Genomic DNA, 24,540 nt, shown 5'->3' on the forward strand with positions numbered 1-24,540 from the left:
CGAGTTCGGCCTGGGCGCTGGGGTGTGGACCCGCGACATCAACCGTGCCTACCGCATGGGCCGCGGCATCAAGGCCGGCCGCGTGTGGACCAACTGCTACCACCTGTACCCGGCCCACGCGGCCTTCGGCGGCTACAAGAAATCCGGGGTGGGCCGCGAGACCCACAAGATGATGCTCGACCACTACCAGCAGACCAAGAACCTGCTGGTCAGCTACGACATCAACCCGCTGGGCTTCTTCTGATCCCCGGTGGACTGGCGCCCGCCCTCCAGGTCTGGAGGGGGAGGGCTGGGTCGCCAGACCGTGCCCGGTTCGATCCTCGTGCTCGGTACGCCGCCTGCGCGTGCCGGTGAATTTTGCCGACGCACTTCGGTGCGCTCTGCCTGCGGGCTGCAACCCCTACTCCATTGCTTGGGCAGAGCCATGTCGCGACGCGGTCCTCGGACCGCGTTTTTTGTTTGTGCGGCCGCCTGCGCGGAGCTCCGGCGGCGCCGGACGCTGTCCTACCAATGCCAGCCGGAATTCCTCCCAAAGTACCATTCTGCCGCTCTGGTCCTCGGCGCCTAATGGAGCTCCCGGAACGTTCCGGTATTCCAACAACAAGAGGACGCCATCATGTGGACCAAACCTTCCTACACCGACCTGCGCATTGGCTTTGAAGTCACCCTGTACTTCGCCAACCGCTGAAACCGCATGCCCCGGCGCGTCCGGGGCATCCCCACCGGAACGCCGTCATGCTCATCCAGATCCTCGGTTCCGCCGCCGGCGGCGGTTTCCCGCAGTGGAACTGCAACTGCCGCAATTGCGCCGGCGTGCGCAGCGGCCGCCTCAACGCCAGGCCGCGCAGCCAGTCGTCCATCGCCCTCAGCGACGGCAGCGGCAACTGGATACTCTGCAACGCCTCGCCGGACATCCGTAGCCAGATCGAGGCCTTCCCGGCACTTCAGCCTGCCCGCCGACTGCGCGACACGGCCATCGCCGGGATCATCCTGCTGGACAGCCAGATCGACCACACCACTGGCCTGCTGACCCTGCGCGAGGGTTGTCCCCATGAGGTGTGGTGCACCGAGATGGTCCACCAGGATCTGACCAGCGGCTTCCCGCTATTCCACATGCTCGAGCACTGGAACGGTGGCCTGCGCTGGAACCCCATCGGCCTCGACGGCGAGGCCTTCGCCATCCCGGCCTGCCCGGAGCTGCGCATCACTGCCATTCCTCTCTTGAGCAGCGCGCCGCCCTATTCGCCGCATCGTGGCAACCCGCACCCGGGGGACAACATCGGTCTGTTCGTCGAGGACCTGCGCAGCGGCGGCAGGCTTTTCTACGCCCCCGGCCTCGGCCAGGTGGACGACGCCCTGCGCGCCTGGATGCGCCGCGCCGACTGCCTGCTGGTGGACGGCACCCTGTGGCGCGACGACGAGCTGCTGGTCTGTGGTGTGGGCGACAAGCTCGGCAGCGAAATGGGTCACCTGCCGCAGAGTGGTCCCGGCGGCATGCTCGAAGAGCTCGCCGACCTGCCGGCCGCGCGCAAGGTGCTCATCCACATCAACAACACCAACCCGATCCTTGACGAGGACTCGCCGCAGCGCGCCGAACTCACCGCGCGCGGCATCGAGGTCGCCTGGGACGGGATGGCCATCGAACTCTAGGAGGTACCGCCCGTGACCGCTCCCATGTCGCTCGCCGAGTTCGAGCAGGCCCTGTGCGCCAAGGGCGCCTACTACCACATCCACCACCCGTTCCACGTCGCCATGTACGAGGGCCGGGCGACCCGCGAACAGATCCAGGGCTGGGTGGCCAACCGCTTCTACTACCAGGTCAACATCCCCATGAAGGACGCGGCGATCCTCGCCAACTGTCCGGACCGCGAGACCCGCCGGCTGTGGATCCAGCGCATCCTCGACCACGACGGCGCGCCCGGCGAGGACGGCGGCATCGAGGCCTGGCTGCGCCTCGCCGAGGCGGTTGGTCTGGACCGCGAGCAGGTGCTCTCCGAAGAGTTGGTGTTGCCCGGGGTGCGTTTCGCGGTGGACGCCTACGTCAACTTCGCCCGCCGTGCCAGCTGGCAGGAAGCGGCCAGCAGCTCGCTGACCGAACTGTTCGCGCCGACCATCCACCAGTCGCGGCTGGACAGCTGGCCGAAGCATTACCCCTGGATCGACCAGGCCGGCTACGACTACTTCCGCATGCGCCTCGGCCAGGCCCGCCGCGACGTGGAGCACGGCTTGCGCATCACGCTCCAGCACTACCGCACCCGCGAGGCCCAGGAGCGCATGCTGGAAATCCTGCAATTCAAGCTGGACGTGCTCTGGAGCATGCTCGACGCCATGAGCATGGCCTACGAGCTGGACCGCCCGCCGTACCACACCGTGACCCGCGAGCGGGTCTGGCACAAGGGGATCGCGCTATGAGCCCGTCCGCCGCCCAGCCCGTCAGCACGGTGACCCCCGACAAGACCCCGCGTCTGCGCCGCGGCTTTCGCCTGCAGTGGGAGCCGGCGCAGAACGGCCACGTGCTGCTCTACCCGGAAGGCATGATCAAGCTCAACGACAGCGCTGCGGAGATTCTCCAGCGCGTCGATGGCCAGCGCAGCGTAGCCGCGATCGTCGCCGATCTGAGCGAGCGCTTCCCCGGCGTGCCGGGCATCGACGAAGACATCCTCGCCTTCCTAGAGGTGGCACATGCACAGTTCTGGATCGAGCTTCAGTAAACCGGGCCACGAGCCAGGTCCGCCGCTCTGGCTGCTCGCCGAGCTGACCTACCGCTGCCCGCTGCAGTGTCCGTACTGCTCCAACCCCCTGGACTTCGCCGCCCAGGGCGAGGAGCTGTCCACCGCCGAATGGATCGAGGTGTTCCGCCAGGCCCGCGAACTGGGCGCCGCGCAGCTGGGCTTCTCCGGCGGCGAGCCGCTGGTTCGTCAGGACCTCGCCGAGCTGATCGCCGCGGCGCGCGGCCTCGGCTACTACACCAACCTGATCACCTCGGGGATCGGCCTGACCGAGCGGCGCATCGCCGAGTTCGCCGAGGCCGGCCTGGACCATATCCAGATCAGCTTCCAGGCCGCCGACGAGGCGGTGAACAACCTGCTGGCCGGCTCGCACAAGGCCTTCGCCCAGAAGCAGGCCATGGCCCGCGCGGTGAAGGCCCATGGTTATCCCATGGTGCTCAACTTCGTCACCCACCGGCACAACATCGACGACATCGACAGGATCATCGAGCTGTGCATCGAGCTGGAGGCTGATTACGTCGAGCTCGCCACCTGCCAGTTCTACGGCTGGGCGCACCTGAACCGCGCCGGCCTGCTGCCGACCCGCGCCCAGCTGGAGCGCGCCGAGCGGATCACCAACGAGTACCGCCGGAAGCTGGCCGCCGCCGGTCACCCGTGCAAGCTGATCTTCGTCACCCCGGACTACTACGAGGAGCGCCCCAAGGCCTGCATGAACGGTTGGGGCAACCTGTTCCTCGACATCACCCCGGACGGCACCGCGTTGCCCTGCCACAGCGCGCGGCAGCTGCCGGTGCGCTTCCCCAACGTGCGCGAGCACGACCTGGAATACATCTGGAAGCACTCCTTCGGCTTCAACCGCTTCCGCGGCGACGACTGGATGCCCGAGCCCTGCCGCTCCTGCGACGAGAAGGGCCGCGACTTCGGCGGCTGTCGCTGCCAGGCCTTCATGCTCACCGGGGATGCCGCCAATGCCGACCCTGTGTGTGCCAAGTCCGCCCACCACGGGATGATCCTCGCCGCACGCGAGGAGGCCGAGCAGGTGCCTCTCGGCCTGGACGCCCTGCAGTTCCGCAACGAGCGGGCCTCGCGGCTGATCTGCAAGGCCTGAGATGGCAGGCGCCGCCATGTCCCGGCAGGCGGGGCGGCGTCCTTCCGGCCGGCCGCGCTCAGCGCGCCGGGAGGATCAGCCCTCGGCACTCGCCGAAGCCGATGGAGGGATAGCCCTCGCGCTGGCAGCGGGCGCGGAGGATCACCTCGTCGCCGTCCTCCAGGAAGCTGCGTTGTTCGCCGGAGGGCAAGTCGATCGGCTGCCGGCCGCCGAAGGTGGTCTCCAGCAGGCTACCGAAGCTGTCCGGCTCGGGACCGGAAAGGGTGCCGGTGCCGAACAGGTCGCCGGGCTGCAGCCGGCAGCCGCCGACGCTGTGGTGGGCGACCAACTGGGCCACCGTCCAGTACATGTACAGACTGTTGCTCAGGGTCAGGCGCACCGGCGCCAGGCCCTGCTCGCGCATGGCGGCGCTCTGCAGCAGCACCTCCAGCTGGATGTCGAGGGCCCCGCGGGCCTGATCGGCGGGATCCAGCAGGTAGGGCAGCGGCTGCGGATCGCCGGCCGGGCGCGGCGGCTGCGGACTGCGGAAGGGTTCCAGAGCCTCGGCGGTGACCACCCAGGGCGACACGCTGGTGGCGAAGTTCTTCGCCAGGAAGGGGCCGAGCGGCTGGTACTCCCAGGCCTGGATGTCGCGCGCCGACCAGTCGTTGAGCAGGCAGTAGCCGGCCACGTGGCGTTCCGCCTCGGCGATGGGGATGGGCTCGCCGAGGGGGTTGCCGGGGCCGATCCAGATGCCCAGCTCCAGTTCGTAGTCGAGCCGCCGGCTAGGGCCGAACTGCGGCGCTTCGGCTCCCGGCGGCAGGGTCTGTCCGCAGGGCCGGCGCACCGGGGTGCCGGAGACCACCACGGTGGAGGCGCGGCCGTGGTAGCCGATGGGTACGTGTTTGTAGTTGGGCAGCAGCGGATTGTCCGGGCGGAACAGGCGGCCGACGTTGCAGGCGTGGTGGATGCCTACGTAGAAGTCGGTGTAGTCGCCGACCCGTGCCGGGAGGTGCAGTACGCAGCTGCTCATGGTCGGCAGCAGGGCCTGGCCCATGGCCTGCAGGCGCTCCCGCGCCGGGCTGTCCTCGGCGAGCAGGGCCTGCAGCTGCTCGCGCAGGGCACGGCGCGGGCCGGCGCCGAGGGCGAACAGCTCGTTGAGCTGGCTCGTGCAGGCGGCCAGCGCGGCGTCCGCGGCGGCACCGACGAACAGCCCGGCGTCGCAGGCCACCTTGAGGTCGAAGATGTGCTCGCCGATGGCCACCCCGCCGCGCGGTGTGCCGTCCGGTGGGCTGAACACGCCGAACGGCAGGTTCTGCAGGGGAAAGTCGGGATGGCCGTTGGCGGAGGAGATCCAGCTGCGGCGCAGGTCGGTGTGGGTCATGTCAGTTCCTGCCCTGGTCGAAGGTTTTTCGCAGGCCGGCCCAGCAGGCGTCGTAGTCGCTCTGCAGCTGCGGACAGTCCAGCGCGTAGCGGGTCGGCCGCAGCACGGCGCCGGTCTCGAACATGAAGGCCATGGTGTTCTCCAGCTTGTGCGGCTTCAGCTCGGCGGCGACCGCCTGCGCGGTGGTGGCCTGGTCCGGGCCGTGGGCGCTCATGCAGTTGTGCAGCGAGGCGCCGCCGGGCGCGAAGCCTTCCGCCTTGGCATCGTAGACCCCCTGGATGAGGCCCATGAACTCGTTCATCAGGTTGCGGTGGAACCACGGCGGGCGGAAGCTGTGTTCGGCGACCATCCAGCGCGGCGGGAAGATCACGAAGTCGACGTTGGCCTGGCCGGGCACGGTGCTCGGCGAGGTGAGGACGGTGAAGATCGACGGGTCGGGGTGATCGAAGCTCACCGTGCCGAGGACGTTGAAGCGGCGCAGGTCGTACTTGTAGGGCACGTGGTTGCCGTGCCAGGCCACCACGTCCAGCGGCGAGTGATCGAGCTCGCAGGCCCACAGCTCGCCGAGGAACTTCTGCACCAGCTGCACCGGCGCCTCGACGTCCTCGTAGTGGGCTACCGGGGCGAGGAAGTCGCGTGGGTTGGCCAGGCCGTTGCTGCCGATCGGCCCCAGGTCGGGCAGGCGCAGGACGGCGCCGTGATTCTCGCAGACGTAGCCGCGCGCGCCGGCGTCCAGCAGCTCGACGCGGAACCGGATACCGCGCGGGATCACCGCGATCTCCAGCGGTTCCACCTCCAGCAGGCCCAGCTCGGTGGCCAGGCGCAGGCGGCCCTGTTGCGGGACGATCAGCCATTCGCCGTCGGCGTTGAAGAACACCCGCTGCATGGAGCGGTTGGCGCAATACAGGTAGAGGCTTACCCCGCTGGCCTGCTGTGGCTCGGCGGTGGCCGCCAGGGCCAGCAATCCGTCGAGGAAGTCGGTGGGTTCGGCGGGGATCTCCAGGGGATTCCAGCGCAGCCGGTTGGGATTCACCGGGCCTAGGCCGCCGCCGGTGATCTGCCGCTCCAGACGCGCGAAGCGCGGATGCAGGGCCGAGGGGCGGATGCGGTACAGCCAGGTGCGCCGGGCCTCGGCGCGTGGCACGGTGAAGGCGGTACCGGAGATCTGCTCGGCGTACAGGCCGTAGGGCACCTGCTGGGGCGAGTTCTGACCGATCGGCAGGGCGCCGGGCAGGGCCTCGCTGCTGAACTGGTTGTTGAAACCGGACTGGTAACGGAGGGCAGACATGGCGCACCTCGATATTTTTGTAATTGAGTTACGGTTAACGTAATTTGAGCGCCGGGAGAGGTCAAGCTATAACAGCGCCTCCATTGCAGCCGGACCGACCGATGAGCAACCACGCAGAGACGCCGAAACGCCAGAAGGTGCAGGCCGCCGAGGTGGGCACGGAGATCCTCCGGGGGCTGGCCGACCTGGCGCCAGCCACCTCGCTGTCGCGCCTCGCCGCGCACCTCGGCATGCCCGCGGCCAAGGTACACCGCTACCTGCAGGCGCTGATCGCCAGCGGCTTCGCCGAGCAGGACCCCGCCACCAACCACTACGGCCTAGGCCGCGAGGCGCTCTACGTGGGCCTTGCCGCCATCGGCGGACTGGACGTGGTGCGTGCCGCCATGCCGTCCCTTGCCGAGCTGCGCGACGCCCTCAACGAGACCTGCTTCCTCGCCGTGTGGGGCAACCGCGGGCCGACCGTGGTGCACGTCGAGCAGCCCCTGCGGGCGGTGACCCTGGTCACCCGGGTGGGGTCCGTGCTGCCGCTGCTGGGTTCCTCCACCGGACTGGTGTTCAACGCCTTTCTGCCGGAAGCCGAGACCGCGCCGCTGCGCGCGGCCGAGCAGGGCCTGCCGGGTGCGCCGGGTGCGGCGGAGCTGGAGAGCTGGATGGCGGCGATCCGCCGGCGCGGCCTGCAGTCGGTGCACGGTCTGCTGGTGCCGGGGGTGAACGCGCTGTCGGCGCCCCTCTTCTCGGTGGGCGAGCAGCTCGCCGGGGTGCTCACCGTGGTCGGCCCGGGCAGCGTGTTCGCCGCGGACACCGAAGGCGAGGCGGCTGAGCGGCTGCTGGCCGCGGCGCGGGCGATCAGCGCGAAGCTGGCCGGGGGCTGGCCGCTGCCCGCGGGCGACGAGGCATAGGGGGAAGGCCCCGGAGCGGAGGGCGCTCCGGGGCGAGGCGTCAGCGCCGGGTGATCACTACTTCCAGGTATTCGCTGGGCACCACCAGGGAATCCGGCCCGGCGTGGTTGAGGCTTTCCAGCAGTTCGGCCATGTCCTGCTCCAGCGCCGGCGCCCATTCCGCGGGCAGCGCGGCGAACGCCTTGTGCACCGGCCCGTACCAGGTGCGGAACACCTCGATGAAGTGCGCCGCCGAGCGGTAGCGGAAGTTGAAGTGCCGGCGGGTCACCTCGATGCGCGCGGCGCTGTCGGCGAACAGCTCGTGGAGGTGCGACTCCACCCCCCAGAGCACCGGCGGCTGTACCCCGGGCGGTGGCGGCAGGTGACGGCCGAGGGTCTTGAACAGCTGGCCGATGAAGCCCTCCGGCGTCCAGTTGGCCAGGCCGATGCGTCCGCCCGGCCGGCAGACCCGCGCCAGCTCGGCGGCAGCCTGGTCCTGGTTGGGGGTGAACATCACCCCGAAGGTGGACAGCACCGCATCGAAGCTGGCTTCGGCGAAGGGCAGGGCCTCGGCGTCCGCGGTGCGGAAGCTGACCGGCAGGCGCTCCGCCCGGGCGCGCTCCTCGCCGCGCTCGAGCAGGGTGCTCACGTAGTCGGTGGAGGTCACCCGGCAGCCGCGACGGGCGGCGGCCAGGGTGGCGTTGCCGTTGCCGGCGGCCACGTCGAGGACTGTCTCATCGCAGCGCAGATCGCACGCCTCGGCCAGCTGTTCTCCGACGATCTGCAGGGTGGTGCCGATCACGGCGTAGTCCCCGCTCGCCCAGGTGGCCATCTGGCGGCTTTTCAGTGCGGTGAAGTCGACGGCAGTGTTCATGTTCAGGCTCCGTGTACCGGCCGTGGCCGGCAGGTTGAGGGCGCCTCGCTGCACGGAATGCCGGCCTGGAAGCCCCGCACTCGGCGCCGTGGTTTCTTGTTGCCCGCCCCGGCCGGAGTGGCCGGGCACAGGTGGGCGGATTGTCGGAGCCGGCCGCTGGCGGCGTCCTGCCTGAGCGTCGGCCATTCTTGCCCGAGCGTCCGGATCTGCCCATTCATCGCCTGGCCGGCCGGGCCGCCCGCGCGTGACCACACTCAGGAGACAGGTTCCGGCGTGGAGAACGGCCATGACGAACCAGGACATCGCCACCGCGCTGCGGCGGCTGGAGACGGTGCTGGCGCGCCGTCCCGAGATGGGGATGCACCCGGACGTGCCGGCGCTGGCCCGCTGGCAGGGCGGCACCCGGGTGGAGGTTTGCCATGAAAGCGGAGCCCGGCTGCATACCGACCTGCCGGTGGAGTTGGGGGGCAGCGGCGAGCAGGTCACCCCCGGCTGGCTGCTGCGCGCGGGGCTGGCCGCCTGTGCGGTGACCCGCCTGGCGATGAGCGCCGCCGGCGCCGGCATCGAGCTGGCCGCCCTGGAGGTGGAGGTCGCCAGCCAGTCCGACCTGCGCGGCCTGCTGGGCCTGGCTGATGGCGCCGGCAAGCCGCCGTCCGCCGGGCCGCAGCAGCTGACCCTGGTGCTGCGCCTGTCGGCGCCCGGGGTGCCGGCCGAACGTCTACGCGCCCTTGCCGAAGACAGCCAGCGCCTGTCGCCGGTGAGCTGCGCCCTGCAGGAGCCGGTGCCCATCGACCTGCGCATCGAGGTGCTCGGCGGCTGATGGACGCGCTGTCGGAAGCCCTGCGGGTGGTGCGCCTGGTCGGCGCCATCTTCATCAGTGCGCGCTTCAGTGCGCCCTGGTGCTACCAGTCGCCGCGTGCCGATTCGGTGGCGCCGCTGCTGGAGTCGGGCGCCGAGCGGGTGGTGATCTTTCATCTGATCACTGACGGCGAGTGCTACGTGGAACTGGGCAGCGAGGCGCCGGTGCATCTGGTGGCCGGCGACGCCATCGTATTTCCCCAGGGCGATGCCCACCGCATGACCTCAGAGCCGGGGCTGGCGCCGGCCAAGGGCGCGCGCCTGGACGCGGTGCTGGCACGCCGGCCGCGGTTGCTCGCCTATGGCGGCGGCGGGGCGGTGACCCGCCTGATCTGCGGCTACCTGGCCTGCGATGCGCGCTTCGCCGGGCTGCTGCTGGCCGGGCTGCCGCCGCTGGTGCGGGTCAACGTACGCGGCTCCAGCGCTGGCGACTGGCTGGAGTCCTCGGTGCGCTACGCGCTGGCCGAGGCGCGCTCGCCGCGGCCGGGCGGCGCCGGGGTGCTGGCCAAGCTGGCCGAGGTGCTGTTCATCGAGGTGCTGCGCCTGTACATGCACGAGCAGGGCGAGGGGCGCACCGGCTGGCTGGCCGGCCTCAACGACCGCATCGTCGGCGCCGCGCTCAACGCCCTGCACCGCAAGCCGGCGCATGCCTGGACCCTCGACGAGCTGGCGCGTACCGCCGGCACCTCGCGTTCGGTGCTGGTCGAGCGCTTCCAGCTGCTGGTCGGCAACGCGCCCATGCAGTACCTGACCCAGTGGCGCATGCTGCTGGCCGCCAACCTGCTGCGCCACAGCACCACGCCCTTGCTGCGCATCGCCGAGGAGGTCGGCTACCAGACCGACAGCGCCTTCAGCCGCGCCTTCCGCCGTGAGTACGGCCTGCCCCCGGCGGCCTGGCGGCGCGCCCAGAGCGCGGCAAGCGGGGCCTCGGCGTTCGGCCGTTAGCTGGGAAGATTCGACTGGGCGCGGGTGATCCGGCAGCGGCGCTCGGGGCCTGCGGCTTGCCATCCGCTGGCGAAGCCGTTAACACTCCCCCCGGCAGCCCTTCCAATGATTCCAATCAGGATGCACCCCGCCCATGCCCACTACTGCCGAAGTCGCCGAATTCATCCGCCGCGAGTTTCCCCAGGCCCGGGTCGTCATCGACGCCGTGGGCGACCGTTCCGCCACCGTGTCCCAGCAGGTCGAGGAAGCCGACCTGCGCCCCGGCGGCACCGTCTCCGGGCCGACCCTGATGGCCCTGGCCGATGTCGCCCTGTATGCCGCGGTGCTGGGGGAGATCGGCATAGTACCGCTGGCGGTGACCACCAGCCTGACCATCAACTTCCTGCGCCGCCCGGATGCCGATCGCCGGGTGATCGCCGTGTGCCGGCTGATGAAGGTCGGCAAGAGCCTCGCCATGGGCGAGGTGTCGCTCTATTCGGAAGGCCTCGAGGAGCCGGTGGCCCACGCGGTGGGCACCTACGCGATTCCGCCCCAGCACCTGCGCTGAGCGGTTCGGCAGCGGACGGGGGTTGCCCGTCCGCCTAGGGAGCGGCTCAGAACCACTGGTCGTTGCGCTTGCGCCGCACGCGCAGCAGGGTCGGCAGGATCAGCCCGGCGAACAGCCCGGCGCCGGCGATGCTGCCGCCGTAGACCATGTAGCGCATCAGCACTTGCTGCTGTTCCTCGCCTAGCTGGGCCTGCACCTCGCGCAGCTCGGCGCGTGCCTCGCTGAGCTCGGTATCCAGCGCCGAGCGCGCCGCCTGCAGCTCCTCGATCAGTGCCTTGCGGGCGTCCAGGGTTTCCTGCATGCCCTGCACGCGGGTCTTCCAGGTGTCGTTGATGTTGGCCAGCTCGGCGCTCAGGCGCTCCAGGCGGCGTTCTAGCTGCGGCAGGCGCTCGGCCTGGCCGGGCACTTCCTGCAGGTCGCGGCTGGGAATCCATACGGCCTTGCCGTTTTCGGGGCGCACCTGGCTGTAGTCGCCCTGGATGCGTAGCAGCTCCACCTTCTGCCCGGAGGTCAGGGTGCCGACGATCCGGTAGCCGTCGGTGGGACCGCTGCGCACATAGGTGCTCAGCTTGTCGCTGACCCAGCGCGCGTTGCTGGCGCCTTCCTCGCCGGAAGCCTCCTCGGCTTGCGCCGGGGCGTGGGCCAGCAGGCTGCCCAGCAGGCAGGCGGCGAGGGCACAGGAGCGGAGCGGGAAAGCACGGACGGGGAAATGACGGGATAGGGTCATGGGCAATCTTCACATGGCGATCGAAAAGGGAGCGGCGCAGCCGGCCAGATGAATGGTGTTATGTCGGACGGAGTCGGCATGGCGAAGGGCCATGTCGTCCGCCCGGGCGGCCGACGGAGGACAGACCGCAGGTGGCCGGGGGAGTTCACTGGCGGTGGGCGGCGGGGGATGAGCGGTCGTTTCGGGAGGAAAGGCGCCGATCGATGCCGGGGCAGGGCGCCGGGAGACCGGCGCCCGGGCGGGTCAGATCACGAAGAAGCCGTGGGTGCCGTCGCGGCCGAGCTGCTCGATCAGGCCGAACTCCCAGTCGAGGTAGCCCTGCATGGCTTCGCGCGGGTTGTCGGTACCCTCGTAGGGGCGGCGGTAGCGGTCGGTGCGCGGCACCGCCAGGCGGGCCTCGCCGCTTTCCGTGGGCAGGCCGGCGGCCACCCAGGCCGTGGTGCCGCCTTCCAGCAGGTACACCGGCTTGCCGGTCAGGATCTTCAGTTCATCCACCACGAAGCGCGCCAGTAGGCTGCTGCCGCAGGTGAGCACGTAGCGGCCGGCCACTGGCAGGCGCTCCAGGGCCTGGGGCAGCTGCGAGCGCAGCGCCCACCAAGCGCCGGGGATGTGTCGAGCGACGTGGTTGGCGCTGGCGGTGAAGTCCAGCACCAGGGTGTCGCCCTCGGCCAGCCAGGCGCTGAGGGTCTGCGGGTCGATCGCCGCGGGCTGCGGCAGCGGCGGCAGCGGGGCCTTCCAGGCGCCCTGCTCGGTGAAGTCGGCGGCGCTCAGGTCGTCCAGCACGAACACTTCCCAGCCCATCTGCGCCAGCCAGGAGGCGCTCATGTTGGCGCGCACGCCGTCGTCGTCGGCCAGCACCACCCGGGCACCGCGCACGCTGGCGTAGTGGTCGGTCTCCTGGACCAACTGGCCGCCGGGGGTGGAACGCGCGCCGGGCAGGTGGCCGGCCTCGTATTCCTCCGGGGTGCGCACGTCGAACAGGTAGGTGGTGCGCCCGGCTTCCGCCTGCCAGCGCTTGAGGTCGGCCAGCCTGGCGCGGCCGACGCCGGCCTGGTCGGCCACCGCGCGGGCAGACTGGGCGGCCAACTGGCGGTTGGCCTCGCTGACTTCGCCGAAGCGCCGCGACTGGCCGTGCTCCAGCTGCTGGCCGGCCAGGGTCCAGCCGATGGTGCCGTTGCGCAGCGCCGCCACCGGGTTGGGCAGGCCGGCGTTGATCAGCGACTGGGTACCGATGATGCTGCGGGTGCGTCCGGCGCAGTTGACGATCACCCGGGTCTGGGGATTCGGTGCCAGCTCGCGGACGCGCAGCACCAGCTCGGCGCCCGGCACGCTGATCCCGGTGGGGATGCTCATGGTCTGGTATTCGTCGAAGCGGCGGGCGTCGAGGACCACCACGTCGGCCTTGGCATCGAGTAGGGCCTTGACCTCCTCGGCGGACAGCGAGGGGGTGTGGCGGCGGCTTTCCACCAGCTCGCCGAACGCCTTGCTGGGCACGTTGACGTCGCGGAACAGCTCGCCACCGGCATCGCGCCAGCCGGCCAGGCCGCCGTCGAGCAGGGCCACGTCGCTGTAGCCGAGGCCCAGCAGGCGTTCTGCGGCCACCTGGGCCAGCCCCTCGCCGTCGTCATAGACAGTGATCGGCGTATCGCGGCGCGGCACCCGGGCGTAGATCTCCAGCTCCAGCTTGGACAGCGGGATGTTGGCGGCAAACAGCGGATGGGCTTCGGCGAAAGGTGCCTCTTCGCGCACGTCGAGCAGGGCCACTTCACGGCGGTCGAGCAGGGCCTGGCGGATGTCGTGGAAGCTGCGGGTGGTGATTCGGCTCATGCAAGGTTCTCTTTGGAAAGGTCCCAGATATTGGGCAGATAGATGTTGGAATAGCCGGAGATGAACGGTTTCTCGCTGCCGTCCTCGAGGAACACCGCACGGCGTACCGCGCCGATGTTGGCGCCATAGACGTGGATGCTGATGGAGGCGCGGTCGGCGAAGGCGTTGCTGACCTTATGGATGTCGCCGATGCGCGGCGACACCGCTTCCACCTGGCCGGGCTCCAGGCGCACCGCCTCGCCCTGGGCGACCAGGCGGCCGTCAGTGCCGATGGCGTAGTTCTGCGAGTATTCGGCGCCACGCAGCATGCCGATCAGCCCCCAGACCCGGTGATCGTGCACCGGGGTGCTCTGCCCCGGGCCCCAGACGAAGCTGACGATGGAGAAGCGCTGCCGCGAGTCGGCGTGCAGCAGGTACTGGCGGTAGCGTTCGGGGTCCGGCTGGGCGAATTCCGCGGGCAGCCAGTCGTCGTGGCTGACCAGCTGGCGCAGCAGGTCGCCGCCGCGCGCCAGGATGGTCGGCTCGTCGGGCTTGGCGTCGAGCAGTGTGGCGAGCTCGGCGATGAAGGTGCGCAGGCGCTTGAGGTTGGGTTGGGCGTTCATGACGGGGTTCCAGTGACGGTCGGCGCTAAGGTAGCAATCCGGCTATAATTACAAAAATGCAATTTATTCATAAGCTAATATGCGAATAAAGAATGAAGATCGATGACATGGCCGCCTTCGCCGCGGTCGTCCGCCTGCAGTCGCTGAGCCAGGCCGCGGAAGCCCTGCAGCTCACTCAGTCGGCGGTCACCCGGCGTCTGCAGAACTTCGAGGAGGCTCTGGGCGTCGAGCTGCTGGACCGCCACACCAAGCCGCTCAAGCCGACGCCCATCGGCCTGCGGGTCTACGAGCAGTGCCGCGTGGTGCTGCGCGAGATAGACGCGCTGCGCGAGTTGGTGGCGAGCGACGCCGTGCCCTCCGGCGCCCTGCGTCTCGGCGTGCCGCAAACGGTGGGCGACACCCTGCTGCTGGAGGCCCTGCAGCGCCTGCAGGAAACCTACCCGGAGCTGCACGTGCAGGTCTCCAGCGGCTGGGGCAGCGGCTTGCTCAAGCGCCTGGAGAGCGGCGAGCTGGATGCCGTGGCGGCGCTGTTCCCGGCCGGCAAGGTGTTCCCCGAGGGGCTGGTCGGCCAGTCCCTGGCGCGCATGAATCTGGTGGTGGTGGCGCCGCGCGGCTTCGCCAGCAGGAAGCACTACCGCCTCGCCGAGTGCCAGCAGCATGGCTGGATCCTCAATCCGGACGGTTGCGGCTTCCGCGCCGGCCTGCAACGTGCCCTCGCCGAGCAGGGCCTGAACCTGGCGGTGAACCTGGAGATCTTCGGCACCGACCTGCAGCTCGGCCTGGTGGCCAACGGCATGGGCCTCGGCCTGGTCCCGCTGCCGCTGCTGGGGGGTAGCCGTCACCGCGAGCGCCTGGAGGTGCTCAACGTCACCGACTTCAAACCGGTGATCGACCTCTGGCTGGTGCGCGCCGCCTTCGTCGGCAACCTGCAGGGCGCCGTGGATCTGGTCGGCGAGGTGATCACCCGGCGCCTGGGCGGCACCCCGCCGACCGTGCCGGCGGCCTGAGCCACTCCGCCCGGGCGCGGGGCGGCGCTGCGTCCGGGGCATGTCCAGCTTTCCTGAATATGCGTATTGCGCAATATGGAGAATTTCATTGATGCGTATTATGCATATTAGCTTATGCCTAAATTGAATTTCCATCCTGTGAAACTTGTCGATAGCCTTATAAGTATTCGTTAGGCACGTAGCGCTTTCTTATAATCAAAAAGCAATCTGCTGCGTGCCTCCGGTATAACCGACAGAGGATCGCAGGACATGAGCCTGGAAATCTTGGGCATGATCACGGCCACGCCGAGCGCCGAGGTGGACCAGCCGCTGGGCGAGGCCGTGGACGCCGAGTTCGTCCGCGAGTTCGCCCAGGCACACGAGCAGGCTGGCTTCGACCGTGCGCTGGTGGGCTACTTCTCCAATGGCGCCGAGGGCGCGGTGGTCAGTTCCTTCATCGCCGCGGCGACCAGTCGCCTGGGCATCCTGCTCGCCTACCGCCCCGGAGTGATCGCCCCGCCGTTGGCCGCCCGCCAGCTGGCCACCCTCGACCAGTTCAGCGACGGCCGCCTGGCCCTCAACGTGATCAGCGGCGGCAGCGACATCGACCAGCAGCGCGACGGCGACTTCCTCGACCATGACCAGCGCTACGCGCGCACCGACGAGTACCTGAGCATCCTGAAGTCGATCTGGACCGCCGAGCGGCCGGTGGACCACGAGGGACGCTTCTACCGCTTCAAGGGCGCGTTGCCCAACGTGCGCCCCCGCCAGAAGCCGCACATCCCCATCTACTTCAGCGGTTCCTCGCCGGCGGCCATCCAGGTGGCGGCGCGGCATGCCGACACCTACATGCTCTGGGGCGAGCCGCTGGCCGACTTCGCCGAGCAGGTGCAGCGCGTGCGCCGGGCCGCCGCGGCTCTGGGGCGCAGACCGCGGATCTCGGTGTCCTTCCGGCCGATCGTCGCCGACACCGAGGAGGCGGCCTGGAAGCGCGCCGCGGAGATCCTCGAACGGGTCCGCGAGAACCGTCTGCGCCTCGGCCTGCCGATCAGCGATCACGCCCCGGCCAACGCCGGCTCGCAGCGCCTGCTGGCCGCCGCCCGGCGCGGCGAGGTGCTGGACGAGCGGCTGTGGACCGGCGTAGCCCGGCTGACCGGCGCGCAATGGAACTCAACCGCCCTGGTGGGCACCCCCGAGCAGGTAGCCGAGGCCCTCGGCCGCTACTGGCAGCAGGGTGCCGATACCTTCCTGATCCGCGGCTTCGACCCGCTGGACGACGCCCGACTCTACGGCCGGGGCCTGATCCCGGCGATCCGTGAACACATTGCCGCCCTGCAACGCCGCAAGGCCGGCTGAGCCTCTGGAGACCATCGATGAACCTGCTTCGCCTGTTCCGCCGCAGCCTCGCGGCCCTCGCCATCGCCGCACCGCTCAGCCAGGCCGCCGACTCCCTGGTGCTGCGCATCGGCGACCAGAACTACTACAACGTGCGCGCCTCGGTGGAAGCCTCCGGGGTGCTGGAAGGCGCGCCCTACCAGGTGGAGTGGAAGCACTTCCAGTCCGCCGCGCCGGTGGCCGAGGGCCTCGAGGTGGGCGCCCTGGACCTGGGCTTCCTGGGCGACTCCGGCTTCCTGTTCCTGGCCGCCAAGGGCGCGCCGGTGAAGCTGATCGGCGTGTCCCGGCAGAACCCGGACACCATCGCCTTGCTGGTGCCCAAGGACTCCCCGGCGAAGAGCATCAAGGACCTCAAGGGCAAGAAGGTCGCCTACTGGCCGGGTGCCTGGAGCCAGCAGCTGACCCTGCGCGCCCTGGAGAAGGCGGGCCTGCCCAGCGACTACGTGGAGTTCGTCAAGCTGATGCCGATCGACGCCGCCGCCGCCTTCCCACGCGGCAGCATCGACGCCTTCCCGGTATGGGAGCCGTACATCTCCCAGCAGGTGGTGTTCTCCGGCGCCAGGCCGATCATCACCGCCCGCGATCTGATGCCGGGGCTCTCCAGCATCGCCGCCAACGCCCAGGCCATCGAGCCGAAGCGTGCAGCCATCGCCGACTTCCTCGGCCGCCTGAAGAAGGCCCGTGCCTGGGTGGAGGCCAACAAGGAAACCTACGCCGACCTCTGGGCGAAGAAGGCCAATCTCGACCAGGCGGTGTCCCGCCACTGGATCGGCCAGGCCAACATGACCATCGGCCCGGTGGACGAGCAGGCCGCCCGCGACTACCAGGAGACCGCCGACTTCCTGGTCGAGACCGGCGCCCTGGCCGAGCGCTTCGACACCAGCCAGATCATCGACACCTCCTTCGCGCCGGCCTACGCCGACTGACCACGGCCGGGGCCTTGACCCAGTCGTCATCCCCAACAAGAAGCAGGGAATTCGCAACCATGAGCATTCAATTCATCGGCATGATCGGCCATCGCCTCGGTTCGGAAATCATCGCTCCGACGGCACCGGTGTTCGACAAGGACTACATCGTGCGCAGCGCCCAGGCCCACGAGGCCGCCGGCTTCGACCGCATCCTGGTCGGCTACTGGTCGGATCAGCCGGACGGCTTCCTGGTCACCGCACTGGCCGGGTTGTCCACCTCGCGGATCAACTTCCTGCTCGCCCACCGCCCCGGCTTCGTCGCCCCGACCCTGGCCGCGCGCAAGCTGGCGACCCTGGAGAACCTGCTCGACGGTCGTCTCGCCGTGCACATCATCAGCGGCGGCAGCGACGCCGAGCAGCGCAAGGACGGTGACTACCTCGATCACGACCAGCGCTACGCGCGCACCGAGGAGTTCCTCGACGTGGTCAAGCAGGTCTGGACCTCGGCCCGGCCGTTCGACCACCAGGGCGAGTTCTTCCGTGCCGAGGCGGCCTTCTCGGCGCTCAAGCCGGTGCAGCAGCCGCACCTGCCGGTGTACTTCGGCGGTTCCTCGCCGGCGGCGATCCGCGTCGCCGGCCGGCACGCCGACGTCTTCGCCCTGTGGGGCGAATCCCTGGCGCAGACCCGCGAGACCATCGAGAAGGTCCGTGCCGAGGCCGCCCGGCATGGCCGGCAGATCGGCTTCAGCGTGTCCTTCCGGCCGATCATCGCCGAAACCGAGGAGAAGGCCTGGGCCAAGGCCGAGGCCATCCTGGAGCAGGCCCGCCAGCGCATGGCGGAAAGCGGCTGGGTGTTCACGGCCAAGCCGGATAGCGTCGGCGCCCAGCGCCTGCGCGAGCTGGCCGAGCAGGGCGAGCGGGTGGATACCCGGCTGTGGACCGGAATCAGCAAGCTGGTCGGCGGCGCCTACAACTCCACCGCGCTGGTCGGTACCCCGGAGCAGGTCGCCGATGCTCTGCTCGACTACTACGACCTGGGGGTGCGCAACTTCCTGATCCGCGGCTTCGACCCGCTGAACGACGCCATCGACTACGGCCGCGAGCTGTTGCCGCTCACCCGAGCCAAGGTGGCCGAACGCGAGGCGCGCGCCGCATGACCGCCATCAGCCTGGCCGTGCCGGACGCCACGCCGGTGCTCGACGAGGCCTTTCTCGCAGAGCTGACCCGCAGCCTCGCCGCGGACGCGGAGCGCTACGACCGAGACGGCGCCTTCCCGCACGCCAACCTGGCCTTGCTGCACCGCCACGGCCTGCTCGGCCTGGCCTGCGAGCGCAAGGCCGGTGGCGGTGGCGCCGACCTGGGGGAGCTGCGCCGGGTGATCGGCGCGGTGGCCAAGGGCGAGCCGTCCACCGCACTGGTGCTGTGCATGCAGTATCTCTACCACCGGCGCCTGGCCGCCAATCCCAACTGGCCGGAGGCTCTGAAGCGCCGGGTGATCCGTGAGGCGGTGGAGGAGGGCGCGCTGATCAACAGCCTGCGCGTGGAGCCGGAGCTCGGCTCGCCGGCCCGCGGCGGCCTGCCGCAAACCGTCGCCAGGCGCCAGGCCGACGGCTGGCTGCTCGACGGCCACAAGCTGTACACCACCGGCATTCCGGGGCTGACCTGGCTGGCGGTATGGGCGCGCAGCGACGATCCGGTACCGTTGGTCGGCACCTGGCTGGTGCATCGCGACGCCCCCGGCATCCGCGTCGTCGAGAGCTGGAACCACCTGGGCATGCGCGCCACCGGCAGCCACGAGGTGATCTTCGAGAACGTGCGCCTGCCCCGGGAGCATGCCGTGGACGTCTACCCGGCGGACCGTCCGCCGCCGCTCAACGCCCCGGCGCAGGCCGACTTCAACCGTTCCACCGCGGTGCTGCTTGGCGCCCTCTACGACGGCGTGGCCCAGGCTGCCCGCGACTGGCTGGTGCAGTGGCTGGCCGAGCGCATCCCGGGCAGTCTGGGCGCGCCGCTGTCCAGCCTGCCCAGGGTGCAGGAGGCGGTCGGGCAGATCGAGGGCTGGTTGCTGGCCAACCGCCTGCAGCTGGACGTGCTCGCCAGCCAGCCGCTGAGCAGCCAGGAAGCCGGACTGATCAAGGTCGCGGTCACCGAGAACGCGGTGGCCGTGGTGGAGAAGGCCCTGGAGCTGACCGGCAACCACGGCCTGTCCCTGGACCACCCGCTGCAGCGCCACTACCGCAACGTGCTCTGCGGCCGGGTGCATACCCCGCAGCGTGACAGCGCGCTGGTACTGGCCGGCCGGCTGGCCTTCGAGACGCTGCAGGACTGAACCTGCGGCGCCCTCACCCCCGGGCCCTCTTCCGCGAGGCGGGAGAGGGGAGCGAAGTGGCGCTGCCGGGATGATTTTTCCCCGCTCTCCTCCGGGGAGCGGTCAGGGAGCGGGGCATTGCCCGCTTCTCTCCCCCCCTGCCGGCGAGCAGGCGAGGGGTGAACGACGAATCGGTCTGCGACCGCACCGGCGGAGCAGGTTTCACGACTGTGACAACCGGCTCCGCTTCGGGGCCTCGGAGACGAGCATGTCAGCCGTTGCAACTTCCCGGACCGCCCGCGGCGGTCTGCAGATCCGCGAGCCGCGCGACGCCCTCGCCGGCGCCCTGTTCATCGCCTTCGCCCTGGCCGCGGGCGCCATTTCCGCCACCTACCCGCTGGGCAGCGCCATGCGCATGGGCAGCGGCTACTTCCCGCTGCTGGTCAGCACGCTGCTGGGGCTGCTTGGCGCTGTGGTGCTGCTGCGCAGCCTGTCGTTCGGACGTGTCGAACGCCGCGCCGAGGGGCCGGCCTTCGCCCTGCGCCCGGCACTCTGCGTGGCCGCCGGAGTGGTGGCCTTCGCCCTGCTGGTGTCCGACCTGGGCCTGCTGCTGGCGACCCTGGTGCTGACCCTGCTCTGCGGCCTGGCCCACCGTCAGGTGCGCTTCGCCGAGCTGGCCGGCCTGGGTGTGGTCCTGGCCTGCTTCGGGGGGCTGGTGTTCGCCTGGGGACTGGGCCTGCAGCTGCCCGTGCTGCCGGGTTGAGGACGTCGCCATGGACCTGTGGGCCAATCTCGCCGTCGGCTTCGAGGCCGCGCTGACCTGGAGCAACCTGCTGTACTGCCTGATCGGCGTGACTCTCGGCACCCTGGTTGGCGTGCTGCCAGGGCTGGGGCCGGTGGCGACCATTGCCATGCTGCTGCCGATCACTTACGGACTGTCCCCCGCGGAAGCGCTGATCATGCTCGCCGGCATCTACTACGGCGCCCAGTACGGCGGCTCGACCACCGCCATCCTGGTCAACCTGCCGGGGGAGTCCTCCTCGGTGGTGACCTGCCTGGACGGCCACGCCATGGCCCGCCAGGGCCGCGCCGGAGTGGCCTTGGGGATCGCCGCGATCGGCTCCTTCGTGGCTGGCAGCCTGGCCATCCTGCTGGTGGCCGCGGCCTCCACGCCACTGGCCGAGTTCGCCCTGAGCTTCGGCCCGGCGGACTACTTCTCGCTGATGCTGCTTGGCCTGGTGGCCGCCGTGGTGCTGGCCCAGGGCGATCTGCTCAAGGCCCTGGCCATGGCGCTGCTCGGCCTGCTGCTGGGACTGGTGGGGGTGGACGTCAACTCCGGCGAGGAGCGCTTCACCTTCGGCCTGCCGCAGCTGGCCGACGGCATCAGCTTCGTGGTCATTTCCATGGGCATCTTCGGCATCGGCGAGATCATCGCCAACCTGGAGCGCGACGAGTCGCGCTCGCCGCTGTCCCGCCAGCTGGGACGCCTGCTGCCGACCCGCGACGACTACAGGCGCGCCTGGAAGCCGGTACTGCGCGGCGCCGGCCTGGGCTCGCTGCTCGGCATCCTGCCCGGCGGCGGAGCGATGCTCAGCTCCTTCGCCTCCTACCTGGTGGAGAAGCGCCTGGCCAGGGACCCGGAGCGCTTCGGCCAGGGCGCCATCGAAGGAGTGGCCGGGCCCGAGGCGGCCAACAACGCCGGGGCGCAGACCTCCTTCATCCCGCTGCTGGTCATGGGCCTGCCGTCCAACGCGGTGATGGCGCTGATGGTCGGCGCCATGATGATCCACGGCATCGTCCCCGGCCCGCAGGTGATGGGCGAGCGGCCCGAGCTGTTCTGGGGGCTGATCGTCAGCATGTGGGTGGGCAACGTGCTGTTGCTGTTGCTCAACCTGCCGCTGGTGGGGATCTGGGTGAGGCTGCTGGCGGTGCCCTACCGGCTGCTCTACCCGGCGATCCTGCTGTTCTGCTGCATCGGCGTGTACAGCGTCAACAATAGCCTGTTCGACGTGCTGCTGACGGTCCTCTTCGGCCTGCTCGGCTACCTGCTGATCAAGCTGCGCTGCGAACCGGCGCCGCTGCTGCTCGGCTTCATCCTCGGCCCGCTGATGGAGGAGCACCTGCGCCGCGCCATGCTGCTGTCACGCGGCGACCCCAGCGTGTTCGTCACCCGGCCGCTGAGTCTGACGCTGCTGCTGACCCTCGGCCTGGTCCTGATCCTCTGTCTGCCGCGCCTGCGCGCCACCCGGCAGGCGGCGTTCAGCGAGGACTGAACGCTACGGCCGCCTTCATCGACCTGGACGTTCGTCGACCACGGCGCCGCCAACGGCTCCGCTCACGACTGTCAGGGTTCTTCTCTGCCCTCGTGAACCACAAGGAAGCCAACCATGACAACAACGAAAACCGCCTTGCGACGCCTGCTCGGGCTGACCGCCCTGTGCGCCTCGCTGCTCGCCGGCGCTGCCGAATGGCCCAGCCAGCCGGTGAAGATAGTCGTGCCCTATCCGCCGGGCGGCGCTGCCGACACCGTGGCGCGCATCTATGCCGACGCGCTAAGCGGAGCCCTCGGCCAGAGCGTGCTGGTGGACAACCGGCCGGGCGCCGGCACCGCCATTGCCGCCGAGTACGTGGCCGCCGCCCCGGCCGACGGCCACACCCTGGCATTGGTCCCCACCGGCCAGCTCACCGTGCTGCCGCATATCGTCCAGCGGCTCAAGTTCGACCCGGAGAAGAGCTTCGCGCCGATCTCCCTGCTGGCCTACACCAGCGTGGTGTTCGCCGCCAACCGACAGGTGCCGGCGCAGAGCCTGACGGAACTGGTCGAGCTGGCCAGGAGCAGGCCGGGCGAGCTGTCCTACTCCTCCAGCGGCAGCGGCACCATCATCCATCTGGCCGGCGAGTACTTCCGCCTGACATCCGGTGCCGACCTGCTGCACGTGCCCTTCAAGGGCAGCGCCCCGGCCGTCACGGCGGTGCTCGGTGGCAGCGTGGACGTGGCGGTGGACTCCCTGACCATCCTCGCCCCGCAGATCCAGGCCGGAAAGCTCAAGGGCCTGGCCATCGCCTCCCGCCAACGCTCGCCGCTGCTGCCTGATGTGCCCACCGTGGCCGAGCTTGGCTACCCGGGCTTCGAGGTCACCTCCTGGTTCGGCCTGAGCGCTCCGGCGGCCACCCCGCAGGCGATCATCGAGCGGCTCAATGTCGAGATCGCCAAGGCCGCCGCTTCGCCGGCGGTGCAGGAAAAGCTGGCCGCCCAGGGCCTGGTGGCCTGGCCGTCCACGCCCGAAGCCTTCGCCGAACAGGTGCGCAGCGACTCGGCCAAGTACGCCGAAGTCGTCGCCAAGTCCCACATCACTTTCGACTGATTCCGGGAGACCGAACATGCGCATTTCCCTTCGCATCCTGTTGCGCCGCCTGAGCCTCGGCGCTCTGCTGCTGGCCTCTGGCGCGGTCTGGGCGGCCGAGTGGCCGAGCAAGCCCCTGACCCTGATCGTGCCCTTCCCGCCGGGTGGCGGGGCCGACACCGTCGGCCGCTACTACGCCGACCAGTTGTCCAAGGCCCTCGGCCAGCCGGTGGTGGTGGACAACAGGCCGGGCGCCGGTACCGCCATCGCCGCCGAGGCCGCCGCCAAGGCTGCCCCTGACGGCTATACGCTGTCCCTGGCCACCGCCGGGCAGCTCACCGTGCTGCCCAACCTGGCCGACAACCTGCGCTACGACCCGCAGACGTCCTTCGCCCCGGTTTCGGTGGTGGCCTCGATTCCCAACGTGATTGCGGTGAACGGCAACCTCGAGGCGACCAGCCTGGAGGAGCTGGTCGCCGACGCCAGGGCGCGTCCCGGAGCGATCAGCTATTCCTCCTGCGGCAATGGCACCCTCTGCCACCTGAGCGGCGAGCTGTTCAAGCGTCTGGCCGGCATCGACCTTCTGCACGTACCCTACAAGGGCAGCGCACCGGCGATCACCGCGCTGCTCGGTGGCGAGGTGGACGTGGCGGTGGATACCCTGACCATCCTCGCCCCGCAGATCCAGGCCGGAAAGGTGCGCGGGCTGGCGCTGACCAGCGCGCAGCGCTCGCCGCTGCTGCCGGAGGTGCCGACCGCCGCCGAGGTGGGCCTGCCTGAGCTGGAGAACGCCGGCTGGTTCGGCATCGTGGTGCCGGCCCGGACGCCCAGGGCCATCGTCGAGCGGTTGAACGCGGAGATCGGTCGAATCGCCAAGGACGCGCAGACCGCCGAGCGCTTCGGACAGAGCGGAATTACCCCGGAGTACGGCACGCCCGAGGCGTTCGCCGAGCTGATCCGTGCCGACCTGAAGCGCTGGGGCGAGGTGGCCCGGGCTGCCGACGTACGGATCGACTGAAGCAGGAGGCCTGCCTCAGCCCCGGCCGAAGAGCCGGGGCGACAGGGTCAGCCACAGGCCCAGGGGATAGAGCAGGTAGTGCAGGAAGAACAGCGCGGTGCCCATGGCGCCGGGGGCATCCTGCAGGTACATCATCCCCAGCAGGCCCAGATAGAGCAGCCCCAGGCCGGCGCCATACAGGGCGGTCAGCCGCCAGCGCTCGGCGGCCGACGGCGGGCGCCCCTCCCGCCAGCGGAAGGCCAGTGCCAGGGCTGCCGCGACCAGCAGGGCGACGAGCAGGGTGGCGAAGATCCCGCCGACCCGCACGAAGCCGCGCAGCAGCAGGTTGAGCAGCACCACGCCGGCGATCCCGGCCAGAGCGTAGTAGCGGATCATTCCCGGGCCTCCGGGGTGGTGCGGCGCAGCGGGCGCTCCCAGGGCTCGACGGGCCCCGGGCGCAGTTCGAACAGCGGATGCAGGTGGGGCTCGCCGGTAGCCTGCCACTTGGCGTGGAGCGCCGGGCTGCGCCGCGCCAGCTTGGCCATCAGGTGCTGCCATTCGTAGGCGATCTGACCGCTGGAAACCGGCAGCACTACTGCCGGTCCGGGCGTGGCGATCTTCGCTCCGTCGAAGCGGTAGCCGCGGCTTACCGCCTCAGCGTGCACGGCGAGCAGGTAGTGGGCGATGGCGGAGAGCGCCTGAGGATGCTGGCGGAAGCGCTCCAGCTGCGGATGGTTGCGATAGCCTCGGGTTTCCCCGCGCAGCACGGCCTGGGCGAGCAACGCCTCGCGCCACAGGGCGACCAGGCCCGGCGGATCGAGGTAGGCGGGGTGCAGGGACCAGAGGCGCATGGCGA

Annotated in this window: 27 protein-coding genes; 19 read left to right on the forward strand and 8 right to left on the reverse strand. The window is 70.0% G+C overall.

The window, feature by feature from the left end:
* The 6 genes from H165_RS18505 to pqqE all read left to right on the forward strand — a co-directional run.
* The coding region (locus tag H165_RS18505) for an aldehyde dehydrogenase family protein (RefSeq protein WP_017938756.1) at positions 1 to 244 on the forward strand (244 nt) is incomplete at its 5' end.
* A gap of 372 nt (positions 245 to 616) precedes the next feature.
* Positions 617 to 688 carry a pyrroloquinoline quinone precursor peptide PqqA gene (gene pqqA / locus H165_RS19155; protein WP_003239771.1) on the forward strand — a complete coding sequence of 24 codons (72 nt, stop codon included), beginning with the start codon at positions 617 to 619 and terminating at the stop codon, positions 686 to 688.
* A gap of 47 nt (positions 689 to 735) precedes the next feature.
* Positions 736 to 1,650 (forward strand): pyrroloquinoline quinone biosynthesis protein PqqB, encoded by a 915-nt coding sequence (pqqB, locus tag H165_RS0109805; RefSeq protein ID WP_017938757.1) that lies wholly within the window; start codon positions 736 to 738, stop codon positions 1,648 to 1,650.
* 24 nt (positions 1,651 to 1,674) lie between these two features.
* Positions 1,675 to 2,412, forward strand: coding sequence for a pyrroloquinoline-quinone synthase PqqC (gene pqqC / locus H165_RS0109810; RefSeq protein WP_017938758.1), 738 nt, complete (start codon positions 1,675 to 1,677; stop codon positions 2,410 to 2,412).
* Entirely contained in the window at positions 2,409 to 2,711 is a 303-nt protein-coding gene (gene pqqD / locus H165_RS0109815; RefSeq protein WP_017938759.1) for a pyrroloquinoline quinone biosynthesis peptide chaperone PqqD, read from the forward strand. Before pqqC ends, pqqD begins: the two co-directional genes overlap by 4 nt.
* Positions 2,683 to 3,837: a pyrroloquinoline quinone biosynthesis protein PqqE gene (gene pqqE / locus H165_RS0109820; RefSeq protein ID WP_017938760.1), complete on the forward strand. Its 1,155-nt coding sequence runs from the start codon at positions 2,683 to 2,685 to the stop codon at positions 3,835 to 3,837. Before pqqD ends, pqqE begins: the two co-directional genes overlap by 29 nt.
* Positions 3,838 to 3,895: 58 nt before the next feature.
* Here pqqE and fahA read toward each other — a convergent pair whose 3' ends face one another.
* The gene (gene fahA / locus H165_RS0109825; RefSeq protein WP_017938761.1) at positions 3,896 to 5,200 is read right to left on the reverse strand and encodes a fumarylacetoacetase; all 1,305 of its coding nucleotides are present in this window, start codon (positions 5,198 to 5,200) and stop codon (positions 3,896 to 3,898) included.
* A 1-nt stretch (position 5,201) separates the two neighbouring features.
* The gene (gene hmgA, locus H165_RS0109830) at positions 5,202 to 6,488 is read right to left on the reverse strand and encodes a homogentisate 1,2-dioxygenase (RefSeq protein ID WP_017938762.1); all 1,287 of its coding nucleotides are present in this window, start codon (positions 6,486 to 6,488) and stop codon (positions 5,202 to 5,204) included.
* Between the two features lie 101 nt (positions 6,489 to 6,589).
* On the opposite strand from hmgA, the gene H165_RS0109835 reads away from it, so the two are divergent.
* Positions 6,590 to 7,387, forward strand: a complete 798-nt coding sequence (locus tag H165_RS0109835; RefSeq protein WP_017938763.1) for an IclR family transcriptional regulator — start codon at positions 6,590 to 6,592, stop codon at positions 7,385 to 7,387.
* Between the two features lie 40 nt (positions 7,388 to 7,427).
* Here the strand turns inward: H165_RS0109835 and H165_RS0109840 are convergent, their stop codons facing one another.
* Positions 7,428 to 8,240, reverse strand: coding sequence for a class I SAM-dependent methyltransferase (locus H165_RS0109840; protein WP_017938764.1), 813 nt, complete (start codon positions 8,238 to 8,240; stop codon positions 7,428 to 7,430).
* Positions 8,241 to 8,526: 286 nt separating this feature from the next.
* Between H165_RS0109840 and H165_RS0109845 the strand changes: the two genes are divergently transcribed.
* The 3 genes from H165_RS0109845 (at position 8,527) to H165_RS0109855 (ending at position 10,590) form a co-directional block, all read left to right on the forward strand.
* On the forward strand, positions 8,527 to 9,060 hold the full coding sequence (locus H165_RS0109845) for an OsmC family protein (protein ID WP_017938765.1): 534 nt from the start codon (positions 8,527 to 8,529) through the stop codon (positions 9,058 to 9,060).
* Positions 9,060 to 10,043: an AraC family transcriptional regulator gene (locus tag H165_RS0109850; RefSeq protein ID WP_017938766.1), complete on the forward strand. Its 984-nt coding sequence runs from the start codon at positions 9,060 to 9,062 to the stop codon at positions 10,041 to 10,043. The genes H165_RS0109845 and H165_RS0109850 overlap by 1 nt, the downstream gene beginning before the upstream one ends.
* Before the next feature lie 133 nt (positions 10,044 to 10,176).
* On the forward strand, positions 10,177 to 10,590 hold the full coding sequence (locus H165_RS0109855; RefSeq protein WP_017938767.1) for a PaaI family thioesterase: 414 nt from the start codon (positions 10,177 to 10,179) through the stop codon (positions 10,588 to 10,590).
* Positions 10,591 to 10,636: 46 nt separating this feature from the next.
* Here H165_RS0109855 and H165_RS0109860 read toward each other — a convergent pair whose 3' ends face one another.
* From H165_RS0109860 to H165_RS0109870, 3 genes are all read right to left on the reverse strand, one after another.
* Positions 10,637 to 11,317: a TIGR04211 family SH3 domain-containing protein gene (locus tag H165_RS0109860; RefSeq protein WP_017938768.1), complete on the reverse strand. Its 681-nt coding sequence runs from the start codon at positions 11,315 to 11,317 to the stop codon at positions 10,637 to 10,639.
* Between the two features lie 243 nt (positions 11,318 to 11,560).
* Positions 11,561 to 13,144 carry a rhodanese-related sulfurtransferase gene (locus H165_RS0109865; RefSeq protein WP_017938769.1) on the reverse strand — a complete coding sequence of 528 codons (1,584 nt, stop codon included), beginning with the start codon at positions 13,142 to 13,144 and terminating at the stop codon, positions 11,561 to 11,563.
* Positions 13,141 to 13,746, reverse strand: coding sequence for a cysteine dioxygenase family protein (locus tag H165_RS0109870; RefSeq protein WP_017938770.1), 606 nt, complete (start codon positions 13,744 to 13,746; stop codon positions 13,141 to 13,143). Before H165_RS0109870 ends, H165_RS0109865 begins: the two co-directional genes overlap by 4 nt.
* A 92-nt stretch (positions 13,747 to 13,838) precedes the next feature.
* Between H165_RS0109870 and H165_RS0109875 the strand changes: the two genes are divergently transcribed.
* From H165_RS0109875 to H165_RS0109915, 9 genes are all read left to right on the forward strand, one after another.
* Positions 13,839 to 14,753, forward strand: coding sequence for a LysR family transcriptional regulator (locus H165_RS0109875; protein WP_017938771.1), 915 nt, complete (start codon positions 13,839 to 13,841; stop codon positions 14,751 to 14,753).
* Positions 14,754 to 15,023: 270 nt separating this feature from the next.
* Positions 15,024 to 16,088, forward strand: a complete 1,065-nt coding sequence (locus tag H165_RS0109880) for an LLM class flavin-dependent oxidoreductase (protein WP_155943604.1) — start codon at positions 15,024 to 15,026, stop codon at positions 16,086 to 16,088.
* Between the two features lie 17 nt (positions 16,089 to 16,105).
* Positions 16,106 to 17,053, forward strand: coding sequence for an ABC transporter substrate-binding protein (locus H165_RS0109885; RefSeq protein WP_017938773.1), 948 nt, complete (start codon positions 16,106 to 16,108; stop codon positions 17,051 to 17,053).
* Positions 17,054 to 17,112: 59 nt separating this feature from the next.
* Positions 17,113 to 18,192, forward strand: a complete 1,080-nt coding sequence (locus H165_RS0109890) for an LLM class flavin-dependent oxidoreductase (RefSeq protein WP_017938774.1) — start codon at positions 17,113 to 17,115, stop codon at positions 18,190 to 18,192.
* A complete protein-coding gene (locus H165_RS0109895; RefSeq protein WP_017938775.1) occupies positions 18,189 to 19,364 on the forward strand; it encodes an acyl-CoA dehydrogenase family protein in 1,176 nt (391 codons plus the stop codon). The genes H165_RS0109890 and H165_RS0109895 overlap by 4 nt, the downstream gene beginning before the upstream one ends.
* A gap of 247 nt (positions 19,365 to 19,611) precedes the next feature.
* Positions 19,612 to 20,106, forward strand: a complete 495-nt coding sequence (locus H165_RS0109900) for a tripartite tricarboxylate transporter TctB family protein (protein WP_017938776.1) — start codon at positions 19,612 to 19,614, stop codon at positions 20,104 to 20,106.
* Positions 20,107 to 20,116: 10 nt separating this feature from the next.
* The gene (locus H165_RS0109905) at positions 20,117 to 21,616 is read left to right on the forward strand and encodes a tripartite tricarboxylate transporter permease (RefSeq protein ID WP_017938777.1); all 1,500 of its coding nucleotides are present in this window, start codon (positions 20,117 to 20,119) and stop codon (positions 21,614 to 21,616) included.
* A 114-nt stretch (positions 21,617 to 21,730) separates the two neighbouring features.
* Positions 21,731 to 22,708: a Bug family tripartite tricarboxylate transporter substrate binding protein gene (locus H165_RS0109910; RefSeq protein WP_026146524.1), complete on the forward strand. Its 978-nt coding sequence runs from the start codon at positions 21,731 to 21,733 to the stop codon at positions 22,706 to 22,708.
* 16 nt (positions 22,709 to 22,724) lie between these two features.
* Entirely contained in the window at positions 22,725 to 23,705 is a 981-nt protein-coding gene (locus H165_RS0109915) for a Bug family tripartite tricarboxylate transporter substrate binding protein (protein ID WP_017938779.1), read from the forward strand.
* Between the two features lie 15 nt (positions 23,706 to 23,720).
* Here the strand turns inward: H165_RS0109915 and H165_RS0109920 are convergent, their stop codons facing one another.
* Together H165_RS0109920 and H165_RS0109925 are read right to left on the reverse strand one after the other, a co-directional pair.
* Positions 23,721 to 24,080 (reverse strand): hypothetical protein, encoded by a 360-nt coding sequence (locus tag H165_RS0109920; protein WP_017938780.1) that lies wholly within the window; start codon positions 24,078 to 24,080, stop codon positions 23,721 to 23,723.
* Complete coding sequence (locus H165_RS0109925; RefSeq protein ID WP_017938781.1) at positions 24,077 to 24,535, reverse strand: pyrimidine dimer DNA glycosylase/endonuclease V; 459 nt, start codon at positions 24,533 to 24,535, stop codon at positions 24,077 to 24,079. Before H165_RS0109925 ends, H165_RS0109920 begins: the two co-directional genes overlap by 4 nt.
* Positions 24,536 to 24,540 lie beyond the last annotated feature (5 nt).

The sequence above is a fragment of the Pseudomonas thermotolerans DSM 14292 genome, from assembly GCF_000364625.1.
Lineage (GTDB): Bacteria > Pseudomonadota > Gammaproteobacteria > Pseudomonadales > Pseudomonadaceae > Aquipseudomonas > Aquipseudomonas thermotolerans.

Bases quoted from the DNA above. Each gene is read 5' to 3' on its own strand.
- pqqB (WP_017938757.1), top strand. From the start codon at position 736: ATGCTCATCCAGATCCTCGGTTCCGCCGCCGGCGGCGGTTTCCCGCAG.
- pqqC (WP_017938758.1), top strand. From the start codon at position 1,675: ATGTCGCTCGCCGAGTTCGAGCAGGCCCTGTGCGCCAAGGGCGCCTAC.
- pqqD (WP_017938759.1), top strand. From the start codon at position 2,409: ATGAGCCCGTCCGCCGCCCAGCCCGTCAGCACGGTGACCCCCGACAAG.
- pqqE (WP_017938760.1), top strand. From the start codon at position 2,683: ATGCACAGTTCTGGATCGAGCTTCAGTAAACCGGGCCACGAGCCAGGT.
- fahA (WP_017938761.1), bottom strand. From the start codon at position 5,200: ATGACCCACACCGACCTGCGCCGCAGCTGGATCTCCTCCGCCAACGGC.
- hmgA (WP_017938762.1), bottom strand. From the start codon at position 6,488: ATGTCTGCCCTCCGTTACCAGTCCGGTTTCAACAACCAGTTCAGCAGC.
- H165_RS0109835 (WP_017938763.1), top strand. From the start codon at position 6,590: ATGAGCAACCACGCAGAGACGCCGAAACGCCAGAAGGTGCAGGCCGCC.
- H165_RS0109840 (WP_017938764.1), bottom strand. From the start codon at position 8,240: ATGAACACTGCCGTCGACTTCACCGCACTGAAAAGCCGCCAGATGGCC.
- H165_RS0109845 (WP_017938765.1), top strand. From the start codon at position 8,527: ATGACGAACCAGGACATCGCCACCGCGCTGCGGCGGCTGGAGACGGTG.
- H165_RS0109850 (WP_017938766.1), top strand. From the start codon at position 9,060: ATGGACGCGCTGTCGGAAGCCCTGCGGGTGGTGCGCCTGGTCGGCGCC.
- H165_RS0109855 (WP_017938767.1), top strand. From the start codon at position 10,177: ATGCCCACTACTGCCGAAGTCGCCGAATTCATCCGCCGCGAGTTTCCC.
- H165_RS0109860 (WP_017938768.1), bottom strand. From the start codon at position 11,317: ATGACCCTATCCCGTCATTTCCCCGTCCGTGCTTTCCCGCTCCGCTCC.
- H165_RS0109865 (WP_017938769.1), bottom strand. From the start codon at position 13,144: ATGAGCCGAATCACCACCCGCAGCTTCCACGACATCCGCCAGGCCCTG.
- H165_RS0109870 (WP_017938770.1), bottom strand. From the start codon at position 13,746: ATGAACGCCCAACCCAACCTCAAGCGCCTGCGCACCTTCATCGCCGAG.
- H165_RS0109875 (WP_017938771.1), top strand. From the start codon at position 13,839: ATGAAGATCGATGACATGGCCGCCTTCGCCGCGGTCGTCCGCCTGCAG.
- H165_RS0109880 (WP_155943604.1), top strand. From the start codon at position 15,024: ATGATCACGGCCACGCCGAGCGCCGAGGTGGACCAGCCGCTGGGCGAG.
- H165_RS0109885 (WP_017938773.1), top strand. From the start codon at position 16,106: ATGAACCTGCTTCGCCTGTTCCGCCGCAGCCTCGCGGCCCTCGCCATC.
- H165_RS0109890 (WP_017938774.1), top strand. From the start codon at position 17,113: ATGAGCATTCAATTCATCGGCATGATCGGCCATCGCCTCGGTTCGGAA.
- H165_RS0109895 (WP_017938775.1), top strand. From the start codon at position 18,189: ATGACCGCCATCAGCCTGGCCGTGCCGGACGCCACGCCGGTGCTCGAC.
- H165_RS0109900 (WP_017938776.1), top strand. From the start codon at position 19,612: ATGTCAGCCGTTGCAACTTCCCGGACCGCCCGCGGCGGTCTGCAGATC.
- H165_RS0109905 (WP_017938777.1), top strand. From the start codon at position 20,117: ATGGACCTGTGGGCCAATCTCGCCGTCGGCTTCGAGGCCGCGCTGACC.
- H165_RS0109910 (WP_026146524.1), top strand. From the start codon at position 21,731: ATGACAACAACGAAAACCGCCTTGCGACGCCTGCTCGGGCTGACCGCC.
- H165_RS0109915 (WP_017938779.1), top strand. From the start codon at position 22,725: ATGCGCATTTCCCTTCGCATCCTGTTGCGCCGCCTGAGCCTCGGCGCT.
- H165_RS0109920 (WP_017938780.1), bottom strand. From the start codon at position 24,080: ATGATCCGCTACTACGCTCTGGCCGGGATCGCCGGCGTGGTGCTGCTC.
- H165_RS0109925 (WP_017938781.1), bottom strand. From the start codon at position 24,535: ATGCGCCTCTGGTCCCTGCACCCCGCCTACCTCGATCCGCCGGGCCTG.